The sequence below is a fragment of the Clostridia bacterium genome (assembly GCA_012841935.1).
GTDB lineage: Bacteria > Bacillota > Peptococcia > DRI-13 > DTU073 > DUTS01.
This window is the reverse complement of the sequence record DUTS01000049.1, coordinates 1-16,422: the sequence shown is the minus strand read 5'-3', so window position 1 is coordinate 16,422 and position 16,422 is coordinate 1. Positions and strand designations below refer to the sequence as shown.

The window sequence follows — 16,422 nt, the reverse complement described above, 5'->3', positions numbered from 1 at the left end:
GGTATGCATTTGAATATTGCTAGTCCTCAAAGAATACAAAAAACCATTGATTTCTTGCGGGCACAAAAGATTAAAAATGTTGTGCCACTACATTGTACGGGTATCATGGCTATTACCGAAATCAAACGAGCTTTGGGTGACAATTGTTCTCTTTATTGTGCCGGTGATGCCTGGGAAATTGTTTAAGGGGGAGAAAAATGCGGCGATTTGTTACGTTTTTATTAATAATTGTTTTTTGTTGTAGCTTTTTAGGGTGTACTACTGAGTTAGAAGAAAGGTATTTAGGTGAAGATACTTTATCGGAAGAAATGATTGCCACTTGGTCGGCAGATCTTTTTCGCAGTGGCTTTATATTTGAGGAAAATTATTTAGTTTCTCCCTTGTCGGTATTATTGGCCCTTTCCATGACGGCAAACGGTGCCGCGGAGGAGACACTTTGGCAAATGGAACAAGTTTTGGGTGCTAAAAAAGAACATTTAAATGCTTATTTTTTAAATAATTTGCCTGCCTTAAGAAGTGAGGATTTACAGATAGCTAATTCAATTTGGCTTAATGAAAATGAAGCTTTAGAAGTAGTTCCCCAATTTCTGGAGTTAAATCAGACTTATTATCAAGCCCTGATTAATCAGGAAAAGTTTAATTTTCGAACTACTGAAAATATTAATGGTTGGGTAAAAAAGAATACCAGGGGCATGATTGAAAAAATTATTGACGAGATTAACCCAGATAGTGTTCTCTATTTAATTAATGCCATTGCCTTTGATGCCCAATGGGAAGAAACATATCCTGCCGAACAGGTTCACGAGGATTCTTTTACTAATTACCGCGGGGAAGAGACACGCGTAAAATTAATGCAGTCTGAAGAGAGTATTTATTTAGAAGATCAAAAAGCACGAGGTTTTATTAAACCTTATGCAGGGGGTAAATATAGTTTTGTTGCTATTTTGCCTGCTGATTTGGAGGAATATGTGCGAGAAATGAAGGGTGAGACTATTTTAAATTTCCTTAATTCAGCCCGTAAAGTTAAAGTAGATGCATATTTGCCTCGTTTTTCTTATGATTATGGTTGTAAATTAAATGATGTTTTGATTGCTTTAGGTATGGAGCAGGCATTTCAGCCTACCCAAGCGGATTTTTCACAGATGGCTAAAGTTAAGGGTGAAAATATTTATATTGATGAAGTTTTACACAAAACATTTATCGAGGTAGATGAAAAAGGCACTAAAGCCGCTGCCGTTACTTCTGTTGGGATTATACCGACTACTGCTATACAGAATGAAGAACGTCAGCAAGTTAAATTGGATCGTCCTTTTCTTTATTTAATTATTGATGAAGCTGCGAGTTGGCCCGTGTTTATGGGGGCTGTCATAGATTTGGAGGTTTAAAATGGAGAAAAAAGGCTCCTTATTTTTACCTTTTTATCCTTTATTAAAAAAGTTGGGAAGTGGTGTTTATGTTTAAAAATTTAGATCAGCGTGTGAGAGATTACAAAGAAAAAAGTAATTTTTTAACCAAAGTACTCACAATAGTGAAAATGTATGAAACTAGTGAGGAACTTCAAAAGAAAATTAAAGAAACAATTATTGATTTAAATCAGGTGATGTTTTCGGAAATAAAAACAGTCGAACCGGAAGATTTAGCAATCGGGAATTTAAAATCGGAGTTGTTAAAACGCTTTCAGGCAAAAGATACCCAAGGAGTATTTGTAAATTTAGTATGGTTAATAAATCAAAAATATAATAAGGGAATTACCCCTTTTGAACAATGGTTGGAATTAAAGGTCACTTTGTTAAGTTATCAAGAACTGCAAAAACAGCGTTTGCAGGATTTAAACAATTCTGGAAAAGATTCCCCTTATCTTCTTCAGGAAAAAAAAGATTTAATACAACAGGAATCTGTACTGAGCGAAATTGTGGCTAAATTAGATCCCTTTGCTTATGAAAGAAGGGGTGAAGAAGATATATATACCCAAGATTGTGAGCAAGCCAAGCAGTTATTGGAAAAAAGGATAAAGGCTTTAGGCAAACAGGGTTATAGACATTTTAGTATAATGCAGCCTCAAAAAGAGTCCCTAGTACGTTAAAAAAGCTTCTAAAAGTTTAGTATTTTGATTTTACAATTTGACTGCATATGGAATGAGTCGGTGTTTTGATCGCTATTTTGGCAGTCGTGTGACCACTGGTCACACCTTAAATAGTTTAGGCTGAAAAAATTAAAAATAGGTTAACAAAATGATAGAGGCCTATTATGGAAAAAATACCAACTAAGAATTGGCTGCCATAATAGGCTAAAGTAAAATTTTGCTTGGTTGTAAAGGGAATGATCAGTAAAAAAAGGATCAGGGTACCTAGTTTGTAGCTAATAGCCAAACTAGGGTGCAAATAAAATAATTGATAAAAAAAGGGATTAAGTTCGACTGTAGGACCAAAATGCTGTATCAGCCAAAGGGTTATTCCCAAATCAAAAATATTTAAAAGACTAAAAATTAGTAATGAATAAAGGATTTTTTGTTTCAACATACTATTAGTTTAAGCAGTTTGTGAATTAATTATACTTAGGGAGATTAAAAGAATGGGTCAGCTATTTTCCCTTAGCGAACCTTTCATAGCTACGAGAGGTTTAATAGAGATCACAAATAAGGTACACTACAAGTAATTTAATTTTTAAAATTAAAGGAGGCTTTTTAATGAGTGAATTTAAAGCTATAAGGTGGCAACAAAGATTTACCAACTTTGAGAAATCATATAAATCTTTAAGTAAATATATTGATAAACCTATTGAGACGGAGTTGGAACGTGCGGGTATTATACAATTATTTGAAATCTCATTTGAGCTTTCATGGAAACTTATGAAAGATTATCTGGAATTTCAACAATTAATTGTAAAAAGTCCCAGGGAAGTAATTAAACAGGCTTATCAAATAGAATTAATTGATGATGGGCATATTTGGATTGATGCTTTAACGGATAGAAACTTAACAGTTCATACTTATAATGAGCAGTTGGCAAAAAAAATGGTTGAAGATATTTCCACTATTTATTATCCACAACTTAAAAAATTATATGAAAAATTGGCTAAGGAGCTATAAAATGTATGGACTATTAGAAAGGGACTTTAAATTTATATTAAAAGCTATTAGTGGGTATTCGGAAATCGAAGAAGTTATTATTTTTGGTAGTAGGGCTATGGGAAATTATAAAAAAGGTTCTGACATCGATTTAGCCCTTAAGGGAGAAAAGGTAGATCAAAGGGTGGTAAGAAGATTAACTGATGAATTGGAAGAAGAATATCCGTTACCATATTTTTTCGATATAGTAAATTATAATGACATTGAGGATCAAGAATTGAAACGTCAGATAGATAGTGTAGGAAAAATAATTTGGAAAAGGTAAGCCATCTCAAGATGGTTTAAAATTGTTTCACTACAGCAGAAATCTGTACTAAGGGAAGTTGTGGCTAAATTGAATCCCTTTGTCATGGTGACAGATAAATTAAAAATCACCTTCCAAAAGTTTTTGGATTGTCCGGGTATCTGTATACTTTTTTAAAGGTTTAACCGCGGGCCCGGCAATTATTTCGCCCTGATAGGAAAAGCGGGAACCATGACAGGGACAATCCCAGGTACACTCCGCTGTATTCCAGTTTAATTCACAACCTAAATGTGTACAGGTTGTATTTACCAGATATAGTGTTTTGTCTGTATCAAGAAAAACTCCTACGCGTTCACCATCAAGGTTAAGTATCTTTCCCTCTCCGGGTTTAATTTTTATTTTTGAGGGGATGGGTTTGATTTTACCTTCTATAAATTGTCCGGCCTTATTAATATTTTGGCTGATAAAGGTTTTGGCAGAAGCACTGATTGTTTTCCGGCTGGGATTATAGGCTGGCAGCCAATCGCTTTCACCTTGGACTATTAGATCTTTTAAAATTATGGCAGCTGCCATACTATTAGTCATTCCCCATTTGCCATAACCGGTAGCTAAATAAAGGCCGGGAGTTTGATCAGTGAGCTGTCCCACATAAGGTAAAGTATCTAAGGTCATACAGTCCTGAGCAGACCAATGGTAAGCCTTTTCTTTTATCGGGAAATGTTTCCGGGCAAAATTCCAAAGGGCCTGATAATGCTTGCTGGTGTCTTTACTTTGTCCTGTTAGGTGGTGTTCACCGGCAATAAGGATTAGTTCACCCTGTGGTGTAATTTGGCTGCGTATGGAACGGGTCGGTGTTTCGGCATTAATGTACATGCCGCCCGGAAATTTTTCTTCACTACTTACGGCGGTAATATAGGAGCGTTCAAGATATAATTTGCTGAAAGTAAATCCTGGATAATTATAAAAAGGATAGTGAGAAGCCATAATGACTTTTTCGGCAATTATTTTTTTACCAGTGCTAGTTTCTAAAAGATAATTATTGCCGAGAGTCATTTGGGTTATTCTGGTATGTTCGTAAATGCTTACTTTTTTTCTAGTTAGTTTTTTGGCTAGGGCCAATAGGAATTTACGGGGATGAAATTGGGCTTGTTGGCTAAAAGCAAGGCCAGCTTTAATATTAATCGGTAGAGGAATTTCGGTTAAATAGTTTGTTTGAAAACCGAGGGATTCGGCGGCTTTTGTTTCTTGCTTTATTTTCTCTATATATTTTTCTTCTTGGGTAAAAAGATAAGCTGTTTGAGAAGTAAAATCACAGGTAAAGTTGTTTTCTTTAATTATAGTATGATAATGTTTTATAGCGGCCTGATTGGCCGCGGCATATATGGCTGCTATTTCGCCGCTTATTTTTTTCAAATATGCATATTTTAAACCATGCTGGGCCGTTATTTTGGCTGTCGTGTGAGCGCTGGTTCCTTTGGCGATTTCTTGAGCTTCGAAAATTGCTGTTTGCACACCTGCCTTTTGTAGCCAGTAGGCACTGAGTAGGCCACTAATTCCACCGCCAATAATGGCCACATCTATTTTTAGGTCATTTTGGAGTTGAGGATAATTGCTTTCTGGTTGAAAGGTTAACCAGTAAGATTGCGGTAAATTCATTTACTTCCTCCCTAAATAGTTTAGGCTGAAAAAATTAAAAAGAGGTTAATAAAATTGACTGCATACTATTAGCTTGAGCGGTTTGTGAATTGATTATACCTAGGGGGATTAAAAGAATGGGTCAGCCATTTTTCTTCAATAAAAATTGTGTTATTGGTGATCAAGATTATTTATATTTTCGTTTGCAAAAGGCGATTGCCCGTGCCAAAAAAATTGACCTTTTGGTCGCTTTTTTAATGGAGTCAGGGGTAAGGCTTTTGGAAAATGATTTATGTCAGGCTGTAGAGCGAGGAGCGGCTTTGCGCATATTGTGCGGCAATTATTTGCAGATTACTCAGCCTCAAGCTCTTTATTTGTTAAAGGATTTATTGGGAGAAAAAGTTGACTTGCGTTTTTATAATCAGCCCCAAAAGGCTTTTCATCCTAAGGCTTATCTGTTTGAAAATGAACAAGGGGGGGAAATTTTTGTTGGTTCTTCCAATCTTTCGCGTACGGCTTTAACCGATGGCCTAGAGTGGAATTATCGAATAACTGCTGAGAAAAGTCCTCAGGATTATCATTATTTTAAACAAACTTTTGAGGAGCTTTTTTTAAATCATTCTATAATAATTAATGATCAGGAATTACGTCGATATTCAAAAAGTTGGAAAAAACCTAAGCTCTTTGAAATAGCTGGTAAGTTTCAAGAAATTCAAGATGAATACCAATTAGAGGCAAGTAATCTGATTAAATATCCGCGTCCTTTGGGTGCACAAATTGAAGCCTTATATGAATTAAAGCAAACTCGCCTCGAGGGCTGGGATAAAGGTTTGGTTGTCGCGGCCACAGGAACGGGAAAGACTTTTTTGGCGGCATTTGATTCACAAAATTTTAAAAGAGTATTATTTGTGGCACATCGTCAGGAAATTTTAGAACAAGCGGCACGTACTTTTCGTTGTGTGCGTCCAGAGACTGCATTTGGTTTTTTTACTGGTGAACGAAAAGATATTAATTGTGATCTTTTAATGGCTACAGTACAAACTTTAAGTCAGCCGGAATATTTGCAGATAAAATATTTTTCCCCGCAATACTTTGATTATTTGATAATTGATGAATTTCATCATGCGGCTGCCGATAGCTATCAACGTATTTTAGATTATTTTCGGCCCCGTTTTTTATTGGGTTTGACGGCAACACCTGAAAGAATGGATAATCAAGATGTTTTTGCTTTATGTGATTATAATTTAGTTTATGAAGTAAGGTTAAAAGAGGCCATTAATAAAGGTTGGTTAGTTCCTTTTCGTTATTATGGTATTTATGATGAAACTGATTATAGTGATTTGGAATATCGGCAGGGCCGTTACTGTACCGAAGAATTGGAACAAGTTTTACAAATAAATCGGCGTGCTGATTTAATTTTACGACATTATTTGCAGTATAATAGTAGGAGGGCTTTAGGTTTTTGTGTTAGCCGCCGTCATGCTATTTTTATGGCACAATATTTTTTGGAAAAAGGTATTCAGGCTGCCGCAGTTATTAGCGGTAATCAGCAAACTGTTGGTGTGCTTGAGCGTGATCAAGCCCTGCGTAAATTTAGACAGGGTAAACTTAAGGTGCTTTTTTCTGTAGATTTATTTAATGAAGGTTTAGATATTCCCACTGTGGATTTGGTGATGTTTTTAAGACCTACTGAATCACCTACAGTTTTTTTGCAGCAATTGGGTAGGGGCTTAAGAAGAAGTAAAGGGAAAAAATATGTTAATGTTTTAGATTTTATTGGTAATTATAAACAAGCACCTTTAATTCCTTATTTATTGACAGGAAAAAGTCCAAATTTGACGAAGCAAACAAAAGGCAGTGGTTTTTTGCCGGAAGAACACGAATATCCGCAGGATTGTTTTGTTAATTTTGAGCTTCGTTTAATTGATCTTTTTAAAAAAATGTCGTCTGAAGAGAAGAGTTTTCGTGAAAAAGTATTGGCCGAGTATCGGCGAATTAAGGATTTTTTGGGGGAAAGGCCATCTCGTTTACAGATGTATACTTATTTAGATGCAGATATTTATCAATTGATGTGTACTCGTAAAAAGGATAATATTTTTCGCGATTATTTAAGTTATTTGGAACTGCTTGGTGAATTAACTATGGCCGAAAAGGAACTTTTGGATACAAAAGCACATGACTTTATTCGGTTGGTGGAAAATACGCGTCTGACTAAGATGTATAAAATACCTGTTTTTCTCGCTTTTTATAATCAAGGAAAAATGAAATTAAGTATTAATTCCCAAGAAATTTACGAAAGTTTCCGTCAGTTTTATCAAGTAAGTTCCAATGCTATTGATCTTCTTAGGAGTAAAAATACGCGGGATTATCAAACCTGGGGGCCAAAAGAATATTTGCGTTTGGCTTGGGAAAATCCGCTTCATTTTCTAGAGCAAACTGCCCCGGAAATGTTTTTTTCTCGGAATGGCTGTTTTTGCTTGTCCGCGGATTTAGAGAGTTATTTAAATAAGTCGGCTTTTTTACAGCATTTTAAAGACGTCCTTGATTATCGAACCCGCCGTTTTTATAAAGAGAGATTGGAAAAACATTTAAAAGAGTGGGGTGGTTCAATATGACCAAAATGATAAAATATGATAAATTAGTAAGGGATAGGATTCCCGAAATCATTGAGGCAGATGATAAAAAGGCTTTAACTAGGGTTTTAGGAATTGAGGAAACAAAAAATTATTTAGGTTTAAAATTAAAAGAGGAATTGGAAGAATATTTAACAAGTAATCAAGTAGAAGAATTAGCTGATTTACAGGAAGTAATTTTTGCTTTGCTGGAATGCCACGGCATTACACGGTCTGAATTTGAAAAAATTAGATTAAAAAAGGTAAAGCAGCGAGGGGCCTTTTCCCGAAAATTACTTTTGGAGGCGGTAATCGAGTAAGGAGGCCTACTATGCGTTTGTTTATTGCCATTAATTTTTCCTGGGAACTGAAACAAGCACTAAATGAACAGATTGAAAAATTAAAAACTATCGCCTATAGGGGGAATTTTACTTTACCGGAAAACTTACATCTAACTTTAGCTTTTTTGGGTAAAGTTGAACCTTTTAAAATTCCCTTAATTAAACAAGCCATGCAGGGGGTAGAGGTAGCTCCTTTTAAATTAACCTTGGGTGGTTTAGGTGTTTTTCGGCGTAAAGATGGCGACCTTTATTGGCTGGCTGTTCAAAAAAATAGCTACTTGTTATCACTTCATGAACAGTTGTGGAAGGGATTGGTGGAGTGGAATGGGAAAGAGCGTTTTCGACCTCATATCACTTTGGGACGGAGGGTGTTTTTAAAAGAAAAATTATTATGGGAAGAATTTGGGGAAAATTGGGCAATAACTGTTCAAGAAATTAGTTTAATGCAGTCTGAACGAATTAAAGGTAAATTAATTTATCGAGAAAAGTATGTAAAAAAACTTTAGGCAAAGGGGGAAAAGATGGCATTTTTTATTGTCGAAACAATTATTGGTGAGATTGGTTTGGAAGAAAAGGACGAAAAATTAATACGGGTTTATTTGCCTAATGAAAAAATAAACAAGGAAATTAGGGCTACACCCTTGCTTAAAAAAGCGGCAAAAGAGTTACAGCAATATTTATGTGGTGAATTGGAGAGGTTTACCCTGCCTTTGGAATTAACAGGTAGCTTATTTATGCAAAAAGTGTGGCGGGAATTAGAAAATATTGCTTATGGTACCACGGTCACTTATGGGGAAATAGCTCAAAGAATTGCTCAGCCGAGGGCGGCTCGTGCTGTAGGAATGGCCTGTCGGCGTAATCCTTTGCCTTTCTTTATCCCTTGTCATCGGGTAGTAGGAAGTAAAGGAAAATTAGTTGGTTATCGTGGTGGCTTGGAATTAAAAAAATGGTTATTGGAACTAGAAGTATGTCAGATTTAATGTTAATTTATTCTTTATTGGCTCAGGCTTATGGTTGTTTAGAGTGGTGGCCAGCCAAAAGTCCTTTTGAAGTGATGGTAGGGGCAGTTTTAACACAAAATACGGCTTGGCGTAATGTGGAGAAAGCCTTGGCTAATTTAGGGGAAAATTGTACCCCACAATTTATAGCCGAGGTTTCTCGGCAAGAACTAATTACCTTAATTCGCCCTTGTGGGTTCTATAATCGAAAGGCCGCTTGTTTAAAGGATTTGACCTTTTGGTTTAAAAAATATGATTATGCTTTGGCAAAGGTGAAACAAGCGACAGGGCCATGTTTACGAAGTGAATTATTGGCAATTAAAGGAGTAGGCAAGGAAACGGCGGATTCTATATTGACTTATGCCTTGCAAAAACCTTATTTTGTTATTGATGCATATACTCGTAGGATCTTGAGCAGATGGGGCTTTAAATTGCCAAAGGCTTATGATATTCTTCGAGAGCAAATTGAAAGTAATTTGCCTTTAGACTTAGAATTTTACCAGCAGTTTCATGCTTTGTTTGTTGAATTGGGTAAAAGGCAGTGCCGAAAAAAACCGCTGTGCACCGGTTGTCCTTTGGAAATCGGTTGTCAAAAATTAGGAGGCTGATATGGCTAAAGAAAGTATTTATAAATATTTAACAAAAATGGCGGCAGAAAATCCACATTTGCCTTATGTTTTTCAAAATCCTTTTACGGCTGGTGCTCGGGATGTTGATTTTTTACTAGGTGAAAATAATCTTCCTTTTTTACTCGAAGAACAATTAGCTCTGGAATTAGCTGAATTAATTTCGGTTTGTGTTAAAACACAAGAGATTACCAAAAAAACACGCATTTTTTTAGCCAAAAATCCTTTATATGCTTATTTAATGAGATTAAATAAGCGTTTAAAATTGCATTTGAGCGAAGGTATTTTAGATCGAGAAGGTTTATATTCTTTAGGTATAAAACTGGCTACCGAAAGTAGATTTGTTAATGAAGTAAAATTAGGTATACTTCTTTTAGGCTTTTTTGAAAATGATTTGGTTAAACAAATTATTAAAACATTGGGCTTACATAGTGAATTTACATTATATGCTGTGGAAGCAGCTAAAAATTTTAGTAATTATAATCAGTTTTTATTTGAGTTGGTACAAAATACGCTTGGTTATGGTAAATTGGCTGCTCTAACTTTATTTCATCCAGTAAAACCAGAACACAAGGAATGGTTTTTTTTAGCTGGTTCTCTTAATCAAGTAGAACCAAATATTGCGGCCATGATTTGTTTAGATAAAATTGATATGGGTTCCTTTTACCAAACTTTAACTTTAACTTCCGAAAACTTTTCGCGTTTAGCGGCTTTATTGGCTTATGCCGCGGAAAATAGTAATATTAAAGAATTTCAATTTAGTTTAATTCTTGTGGAAAAGTTTTTGCAAAATTTCCCCCGGTATGGTAAATCTTTTTTAGATTTGGCCTGTTTGGTAATTTTGGAAAGGGATATGGGGGTCTATCGGGAATGGCATGCTGTGGAGGAAAATGGTTGGACAGGTACACGGGAAAAGTATGTACGGGAATTAGCTAAAAAGATTATGGCCCAGTCTAGGTGGAAAAATGTGATTTTGCGGGAATTAGCCGAGCCACGGGAGGAAACTAGTTTATTACTTACAGTACTTTCTAGATTTAAGTTAATACCACAATTTGAAAGTTTTATTCCTCTTTTGGAAAGGGATCCTTTTGATTTGGCATTATTAGATTTTTGTTTACATAAGTATCCAGGTGTGTATTTGCAAGATGTTTATTTATATTTATCTTATGTACTACCAGAGGATATTTTTCAGAAGCCTTTGGCTGCACCAGAAGAAATCGGTTCTTATTATCAACCTAGTTTATGGTTGATGACTTTAATTGAAGTTTTGCAAAAAATGAGAACCTATGAAGAAGAATTATTGCTTCGCTGTTTAACAGCTCGTTATGTAGGTGTGCGTCAGGCGGCACTGCGGGCTTTACGTACATTTAAAATTGAATGGAGTAAATCTGTAAGACCGGCTTTGCAGGAAGCTTATTTGGGGGAACCGGCAGCGGCATTGCGTGAAGACTGGCGGCGTTTATTGCGTCGTAAAAAAGGTAATCGGGAAAAGAAACGTCGTTATGTAGAGTTGCAGGAATGTGAAATTTTACCAGCTTCTTTTGATACAAAATTGTTAACAACGGAAATTGCCGGGACCTTTTTTCATGATTTGCAGGCTGTAGAGGTTAAAACCGGAGATTTATTATATTTAGTACCAGAACCGGAAAATAAATATGATGCTCATGCTGTTTTGGTTACTACAACGGCAGGTTACGTTTTAGGTTATTTACCGCGTACTGATAATAAAAAAATTGTTCAATTATTAGCCGGCGGGGAAAGATTGTATGCACTTTTTGCTAGCGAAGTTTTAAAACCGGGAAAGGCTAAAATTGAAATTATGGTTAATAAAAGACCGCTCGCATCTGGTAAAATTGTTCAGTTTCCACCAAGTGAAGGGTAAAGGGATCATTGTTATTGGTACTGTGATATGTGAGGAGCTAAAAGTATGAAGTCAAAATCGTTTTTGGCAACAAAAGAACGTCTGCTTTTGATTTTGGGAATTATTTTAATCGCATTTAATTTAAGACCAGCTCTTACCTCCTTAGGCCCCCTCATTGGTTTAATTCGTATTGAAAGTACCTTTTCTAATAGTCTTTTGGGTTTAATTACTACTTTGCCTTTATTGGTTTTTGCTTTGCTTTCCCCATTGGTACCGTCTTTGGCACGTTATTTAGGTAATGAAAAAGCTTTGTTTGCGGGTTTGCTTATTTTAGCCCTGGGTATTGTGGTACGTTCCATACCAATGGTTGGTAGTTTGTTTGTGGGTACACTGTTAATCGGGGTGGGTATCGTGATCGGTAATGTTTTGTTACCTTCACTAATTAAGGATCGTTTACCTAAAGAAATAGGTAAAATGACCGGTCTCTATTCTACGGCTATGGTTGGTTTTGCCGCTTTGGCTTCCGGGGTTAGTGTGCCTCTGGCGGAAAGGTTAAAGGGTGGTTGGCGGGCAGCTTTGGGATTTTGGATGATCACAGCTGTGTTAGCAATTATAATTTGGCTGCCGCAATTAAAATATAAAGGTCAGGTTTTAACTTATCGTCAAAAAGGATTATGGACTTCACCATTGGCTTGGCAGGTAACCCTTTTTATGGGTTTACAATCTTTTTGTTTTTACATAATTATTGCTTGGCTCCCGGAAATTCTGGTTAGTTATGGTACCAATATTTCTCAAGCTGGTTGGTTGTTGGCTTTTAATCAGTTTATCAGTATTCCCGGTGCTTTGTGGGCTCCAATAGTTGCCGAACGTATGACTCAACAGCGTAAATTAGTTTTGGGGATTGGGCTTTTATATTTAATTGGTATTAGCTGTATGTTATTTAATTCTAATTTTATAGTTTTAACTCTTGGTACTTTAATTCTTGGTTTTGGTCAAGGGGCTAGTGTTAGTTTAGCTTTTACTTTTTTTGTGCTTAGAACGCGTAATGCTTGGGAAGCAGCGGGTTTATCAGGGATGGCCCAAGCTTGTGGCTATTTATTGGCGGCACTTGGCCCTTTATTAATTGGTTTTCTTTTTGATGCTACCCAACAATGGACCTGGCCTCTTTTGGTGCTTTTGTTGGCTAGTTCGGTCATGATTTTAGCTGGTTGGGGTGCTGGACGTAATCAATATGTTGAATTTGAAAAAAAATAAACTGATTTTTACCTCCTGAGAGGGGGTCTTTTTTTTGACAGCTATTGACAAAAAGAGGTAATGTGTTAAAATATGGTGCATATGGGAGAACATTGTTATTTTATAAAGAGGTAGGGGAGATATGGGAAAAAATGTACATCAGGGACATCGTCAAAGAGTACGAGAAAGATTTTTAGAAGAAGGTTTGGATGGTTTTGCTGATCATCAGGTTTTGGAATTATTATTATTTTATTGCATTCCGCGACGGGATACCAATAAATTGGCTCACCGTTTAATTAATGAGTTTGGTACATTAGCTAATTTATGTGAGTCAAGACCAGAGGATATTATCAGACGCTGTCAGGTCAGCAAAAATACGGCAATTTTAATTTCTTTAGTTCCTCATTTGGCACGTCGTTATCAGCAAAATCGTTGGCGGGAAAAACCATTTTTGGGTGGTTCGGCTGAGGCGGGACGTTATGCAATTTCTTTGTTTGTCGGGCGAGTTTACGAAGCTTTTTTTATGTTGTGTTTGGATGGACAAAATAGGCTTAATGAGGCCGTTTTAGTTAATGAAGGTACAATTAACGAGGCACCGATTTATCCACGCAATATTATTGAAACCGCACTAAGGTACCAGGCGGTTAAGGTTGTTTTGGCCCATAATCATCCTGGTGGTAGCTTAAAGCCTTCACCAGCTGATTTACAAATAACACAATTGATTAAAAATGCTCTTAAGGCTATTTCCGTAAAGGTAGTTGACCATATTATTGTGGCTGGGGAAGAATACCTTAGTATGGCCGAAGAAGGTTTATTATAGGGGGAACCGGACATGCAGTCATGGCTTAAAATTCATTTGATTATACCGGAAAGAGACAAGAAACTGCTCAGTCAGCTAAGTAAATACTGTCAAATTACCGGCTGGCATCCTACTTGGGAACAAGCATTTACTTGGGCTCACGAATTAAAAGGTGCCAGCCCGGATCTAGTTTTGATTTGTCAACAGGAGCCTTTTTTGGCCCCCAGGGAATTAGAGCAATTAGATCACTTCAGAAAAAAATTAGGCAGTCAGATAGTTTTTTTACTGTCTAGGCGGTTTTTGGCCAATGAAGCTTTAATTGCGGCTTTAATTAAGAGATGTTTTTATGATTTTTGGTTTATGGATGATTTTACTCCCGCGGCCATAAAAGAAGTTTTGTTTACCCGGCGAACTTTAGCTGCAGCCGAGGAGTATCTTTTGGCTCAGCAAAAGGTAAAAAATTATGGGGAATTAAAAAATATTTTTCGACCCTATTATATTAAATCAAACTTACTCGCTTTTTCATCTAGTGCTCATCAGACTTTAAATACCGCTTTGGCTTTATTTACCGCTCTTAATTTGGCTGAACAGGGCTTAAAGGTAGGTTTGATTGAAACAATCAGTGAGGTGCCGCTTTTGGCTTCTTGTTTGTCGGTGGAGCATCCCTATTTAAATACTGCTCATGCTTTAGCCATGTATACAAATGGGAACAAAGCCTTTTTAAAAAACTGTCTAAATCAAGCTGAAAAACATTTAAATGATCCCTATGCTTTAGGGCCTTTGGAACATCTTAAATATTTGCCGTCTACTTTTTATTTCCTTCCAGATGGCATCTCCAATCAGGGAAGGGTAGAAAAGGAAACCTGGTCGGCTTTTTTACAAGATTTAACCCGCTGTCTTATTTTTGAACAAAATTTTCAGTTTATAATTTTTTTGGCTAATGGAGAACATTTTTTTAATCAGGTGGTATTGGAGAAATTCAGTTATTTGAAATTTAGATTGATTGATCCTTTACCGGCTAGTGTTTTTTGGGCTCTGCAGAGACGAAAAAAGTTAGGGGAACAAATTATTTGTACACGTTCCACGAAAAATTTAAGAAAGGAACTTCGCTGTTTGGGGGAAGAACCATTTCTTTATCCCCCAGATGATTTGGAAGGAGATTTTCTTCATTATGTTTATGAACATCAATATCGGAAAATAAGTACAGCCACTCAAAATTTTATTAACAAATTTTTAGTATTATGTGGTGTTAAAGTTGATTTGCTGGAGAATGAAAAAAAGTGGTGGATTAAAGATATTTCTCAATTTTGGCGGAAAGGGGTACTAGCATGTTTTTTAAAAAAAGAAAACACACTCGAGAGCAGGGTAGAACCATAGATTCACAGATAATTGTAGTTTGGGGTGCAGGGGGAAATAATACGGCTGCTTTTAGTCTGAAATTGGCCGAAGAATTGTCCCAATTAGCTCGGGTAATTTTAGTGGAACTTCCCTGTCTAGGAATACCGCGACTTAGTTTTGCTTTGGAAAAATGGGATCATGAGCAAACCATTGAAACTGTTTTAACTAAATATTGGTTTAATGGAACCATTATGGGAAAAGGGTTTTATGAGCATACACCTAATTTAGCCCTTTTACCTATTTCACCCTTTGCCCAGCCAGATAATCCTTTAGTAAATCGGGTCGGGTTGGAGGTTTTAAAAAATTTTCCCGGTCATTTTGCTAATAGTGTTTGGAAAAAGGGTTGGGAAATTGTCTTGTTTATTTGTCAAGGACAATTAATTCATCCTTTAACCTTTTTTGCTTTACAAAGTGCTCAACAGGTTTTCCTACCGGTTAATGATCCTAGTACTATTGCTTATAGCACACTTAATATTAAAAAACTGCAGGATGTTTTTCGCTTTCCAGTACAAAAGTTTAAAGTGGTTGCCCCTCAACATAATGAATTAATTAAAGAGGTAATGGGTGAAAATATAATGGTTTATCGGGAAAACTATCGTGAATTGGTTCTAAGTTGTCTGCGGGAAGTTAAAAAGGCTATTTAGGGAGAGATAAGATGGTTCAGGTTTTTAATCCTTTGGATTATGCCGCACTAGCTAGTGGTGGTGTGGAAGAAATCAAGATTAGTTTAGCTGAGCGTTTACCCCCTTTAATTAAACGGGTTAGGGCTTATTTGCGTGATCAGCATCGGGAAACTTTTGCTCGTTCGGTAATTGATCCTAGGACTCGTGAAATGTTGAAAAAAGTTATTCATGATTATTTGATACAACTTGATGATTTACGTTTACCGCAAAGGGAAAAGGGGGATTTAATCAGGGTAATACAACAAGAAATACTTTATTTTGGTCCCATTCAAAAGGCTTTGGATGATCCTCAAGTAACTAATATTGATATTAATACTCCTTTTGATGTTTTTATTGAACGTAATGGTGAGGAGGAATTTCGACCAGATATGGCTTTTCGGGATGAAGTTCATTTGGAAAATATTATTAATAAAATGCTGATCCCTATTGGTCGTTCTTTAACTGCTAATGAGCCACATGTAGATAGTTTGTTTGATAATTACCGTATTTGTGCCGTTTTGGGAGTAAAACATGGTGGTATTGCTACTGAAAGTACTTGTGTTTCCATTAGAAAATTTTCTGAGGAAACAATTGCTCCTGATGATCTAGTACGCTTGGGAACCATGAGTGCCCAAATGGATGCCTTTTTTCGTGATGTACTCCCCCGTGCCAATTGTATTATTGCCGGTGCCACTAATTCTGGAAAAACTACTACCTTAATTTCCCTGCCTTTATATTTCGAAAAAAATACCCGCCTGATTACGATTGAAGATAGCCCGGAAATGATGCTGCGGCGTAAAAAGGCTTTTCGAGAATATCGCAATATTGTTTCTTTACAAACAAAGGATCATGAAAATCCGGAAAAAAGATATGATATTGCTAAATT

The 16,422-nt window shown here is 36.3% G+C and carries 17 protein-coding genes; 16 read left to right on the top strand and 1 reads right to left on the bottom strand.

Annotated elements, in window-relative coordinates; genetic code table 11:
• The 5 genes from GX687_02950 to GX687_02930 form a co-directional block, all read left to right on the top strand.
• Nucleotides 1-186: MBL fold metallo-hydrolase (locus GX687_02950; GenBank protein HHX96407.1), on the top strand; the 186-nt coding region annotated here is incomplete at its 5' end.
• 11 nt (nucleotides 187-197) lie between these two features.
• A complete protein-coding gene (locus GX687_02945) occupies nucleotides 198-1,385 on the top strand; it encodes a serine protease (GenBank protein HHX96406.1) in 1,188 nt (395 codons plus the stop codon).
• 68 nt (nucleotides 1,386-1,453) lie between these two features.
• Entirely contained in the window at nucleotides 1,454-2,083 is a 630-nt protein-coding gene (locus tag GX687_02940; protein HHX96405.1) for a hypothetical protein, read from the top strand.
• A 603-nt stretch (nucleotides 2,084-2,686) separates the two neighbouring features.
• A complete protein-coding gene (locus GX687_02935) occupies nucleotides 2,687-3,088 on the top strand; it encodes a nucleotidyltransferase (protein ID HHX96404.1) in 402 nt (133 codons plus the stop codon).
• 1 nt (nucleotide 3,089) lies between these two features.
• The gene (locus GX687_02930; protein HHX96403.1) at nucleotides 3,090-3,392 is read left to right on the top strand and encodes a nucleotidyltransferase domain-containing protein; all 303 of its coding nucleotides are present in this window, start codon (nucleotides 3,090-3,092) and stop codon (nucleotides 3,390-3,392) included.
• A 99-nt stretch (nucleotides 3,393-3,491) separates the two neighbouring features.
• Here the strand turns inward: GX687_02930 and GX687_02925 are convergent, their stop codons facing one another.
• Complete coding sequence (locus GX687_02925) at nucleotides 3,492-5,027, bottom strand: FAD-dependent oxidoreductase (protein ID HHX96402.1); 1,536 nt, start codon at nucleotides 5,025-5,027, stop codon at nucleotides 3,492-3,494.
• A 116-nt stretch (nucleotides 5,028-5,143) separates the two neighbouring features.
• Between GX687_02925 and GX687_02920 the strand changes: the two genes are divergently transcribed.
• From GX687_02920 to GX687_02870, 11 genes are all read left to right on the top strand, one after another.
• Nucleotides 5,144-7,621 carry a DEAD/DEAH box helicase family protein gene (locus tag GX687_02920; protein ID HHX96401.1) on the top strand — a complete coding sequence of 826 codons (2,478 nt, stop codon included), beginning with the start codon at nucleotides 5,144-5,146 and terminating at the stop codon, nucleotides 7,619-7,621.
• 5 nt (nucleotides 7,622-7,626) lie between these two features.
• Nucleotides 7,627-7,938, top strand: a complete 312-nt coding sequence (locus GX687_02915; protein ID HHX96400.1) for a nucleoside triphosphate pyrophosphohydrolase — start codon at nucleotides 7,627-7,629, stop codon at nucleotides 7,936-7,938.
• An 11-nt stretch (nucleotides 7,939-7,949) separates the two neighbouring features.
• Nucleotides 7,950-8,465, top strand: a complete 516-nt coding sequence (thpR, locus tag GX687_02910) for an RNA 2',3'-cyclic phosphodiesterase (protein HHX96399.1) — start codon at nucleotides 7,950-7,952, stop codon at nucleotides 8,463-8,465.
• Nucleotides 8,466-8,480: 15 nt separating this feature from the next.
• Nucleotides 8,481-8,939 (top strand): methylated-DNA--[protein]-cysteine S-methyltransferase, encoded by a 459-nt coding sequence (locus GX687_02905; GenBank protein ID HHX96398.1) that lies wholly within the window; start codon nucleotides 8,481-8,483, stop codon nucleotides 8,937-8,939.
• The gene (locus GX687_02900; protein ID HHX96397.1) at nucleotides 8,927-9,565 is read left to right on the top strand and encodes an endonuclease; all 639 of its coding nucleotides are present in this window, start codon (nucleotides 8,927-8,929) and stop codon (nucleotides 9,563-9,565) included. The genes GX687_02905 and GX687_02900 overlap by 13 nt, the downstream gene beginning before the upstream one ends.
• Nucleotide 9,566: 1 nt before the next feature.
• Nucleotides 9,567-11,465, top strand: a complete 1,899-nt coding sequence (locus GX687_02895; GenBank protein HHX96396.1) for a hypothetical protein — start codon at nucleotides 9,567-9,569, stop codon at nucleotides 11,463-11,465.
• Between the two features lie 45 nt (nucleotides 11,466-11,510).
• On the top strand, nucleotides 11,511-12,698 hold the full coding sequence (locus GX687_02890) for an MFS transporter (protein HHX96395.1): 1,188 nt from the start codon (nucleotides 11,511-11,513) through the stop codon (nucleotides 12,696-12,698).
• 121 nt (nucleotides 12,699-12,819) lie between these two features.
• Complete coding sequence (locus tag GX687_02885) at nucleotides 12,820-13,497, top strand: RadC family protein (GenBank protein HHX96394.1); 678 nt, start codon at nucleotides 12,820-12,822, stop codon at nucleotides 13,495-13,497.
• Nucleotides 13,498-13,509: 12 nt separating this feature from the next.
• Nucleotides 13,510-14,853 (top strand): hypothetical protein, encoded by a 1,344-nt coding sequence (locus GX687_02880; protein HHX96393.1) that lies wholly within the window; start codon nucleotides 13,510-13,512, stop codon nucleotides 14,851-14,853.
• Nucleotides 14,805-15,518 carry a hypothetical protein gene (locus GX687_02875; protein ID HHX96392.1) on the top strand — a complete coding sequence of 238 codons (714 nt, stop codon included), beginning with the start codon at nucleotides 14,805-14,807 and terminating at the stop codon, nucleotides 15,516-15,518. Before GX687_02880 ends, GX687_02875 begins: the two co-directional genes overlap by 49 nt.
• An 11-nt stretch (nucleotides 15,519-15,529) precedes the next feature.
• Nucleotides 15,530-16,422 (top strand): CpaF family protein (locus tag GX687_02870; GenBank protein HHX96391.1); only part of this gene is annotated, 893 nt, incomplete at its 3' end.

Coding starts and splice junctions, on each gene's coding strand:
- GX687_02945 (HHX96406.1), top strand. CDS start 198: ATGCGGCGATTTGTTACGTTTTTATTAATAATTGTTTTTTGTTGTAGC.
- GX687_02940 (HHX96405.1), top strand. CDS start 1,454: ATGTTTAAAAATTTAGATCAGCGTGTGAGAGATTACAAAGAAAAAAGT.
- GX687_02935 (HHX96404.1), top strand. CDS start 2,687: ATGAGTGAATTTAAAGCTATAAGGTGGCAACAAAGATTTACCAACTTT.
- GX687_02930 (HHX96403.1), top strand. CDS start 3,090: ATGTATGGACTATTAGAAAGGGACTTTAAATTTATATTAAAAGCTATT.
- GX687_02925 (HHX96402.1), bottom strand. CDS start 5,027: ATGAATTTACCGCAATCTTACTGGTTAACCTTTCAACCAGAAAGCAAT.
- GX687_02920 (HHX96401.1), top strand. CDS start 5,144: ATGGGTCAGCCATTTTTCTTCAATAAAAATTGTGTTATTGGTGATCAA.
- GX687_02915 (HHX96400.1), top strand. CDS start 7,627: ATGATAAAATATGATAAATTAGTAAGGGATAGGATTCCCGAAATCATT.
- thpR (HHX96399.1), top strand. CDS start 7,950: ATGCGTTTGTTTATTGCCATTAATTTTTCCTGGGAACTGAAACAAGCA.
- GX687_02905 (HHX96398.1), top strand. CDS start 8,481: ATGGCATTTTTTATTGTCGAAACAATTATTGGTGAGATTGGTTTGGAA.
- GX687_02900 (HHX96397.1), top strand. CDS start 8,927: ATGTCAGATTTAATGTTAATTTATTCTTTATTGGCTCAGGCTTATGGT.
- GX687_02895 (HHX96396.1), top strand. CDS start 9,567: ATGGCTAAAGAAAGTATTTATAAATATTTAACAAAAATGGCGGCAGAA.
- GX687_02890 (HHX96395.1), top strand. CDS start 11,511: ATGAAGTCAAAATCGTTTTTGGCAACAAAAGAACGTCTGCTTTTGATT.
- GX687_02885 (HHX96394.1), top strand. CDS start 12,820: ATGGGAAAAAATGTACATCAGGGACATCGTCAAAGAGTACGAGAAAGA.
- GX687_02880 (HHX96393.1), top strand. CDS start 13,510: ATGCAGTCATGGCTTAAAATTCATTTGATTATACCGGAAAGAGACAAG.
- GX687_02875 (HHX96392.1), top strand. CDS start 14,805: ATGTTTTTTAAAAAAAGAAAACACACTCGAGAGCAGGGTAGAACCATA.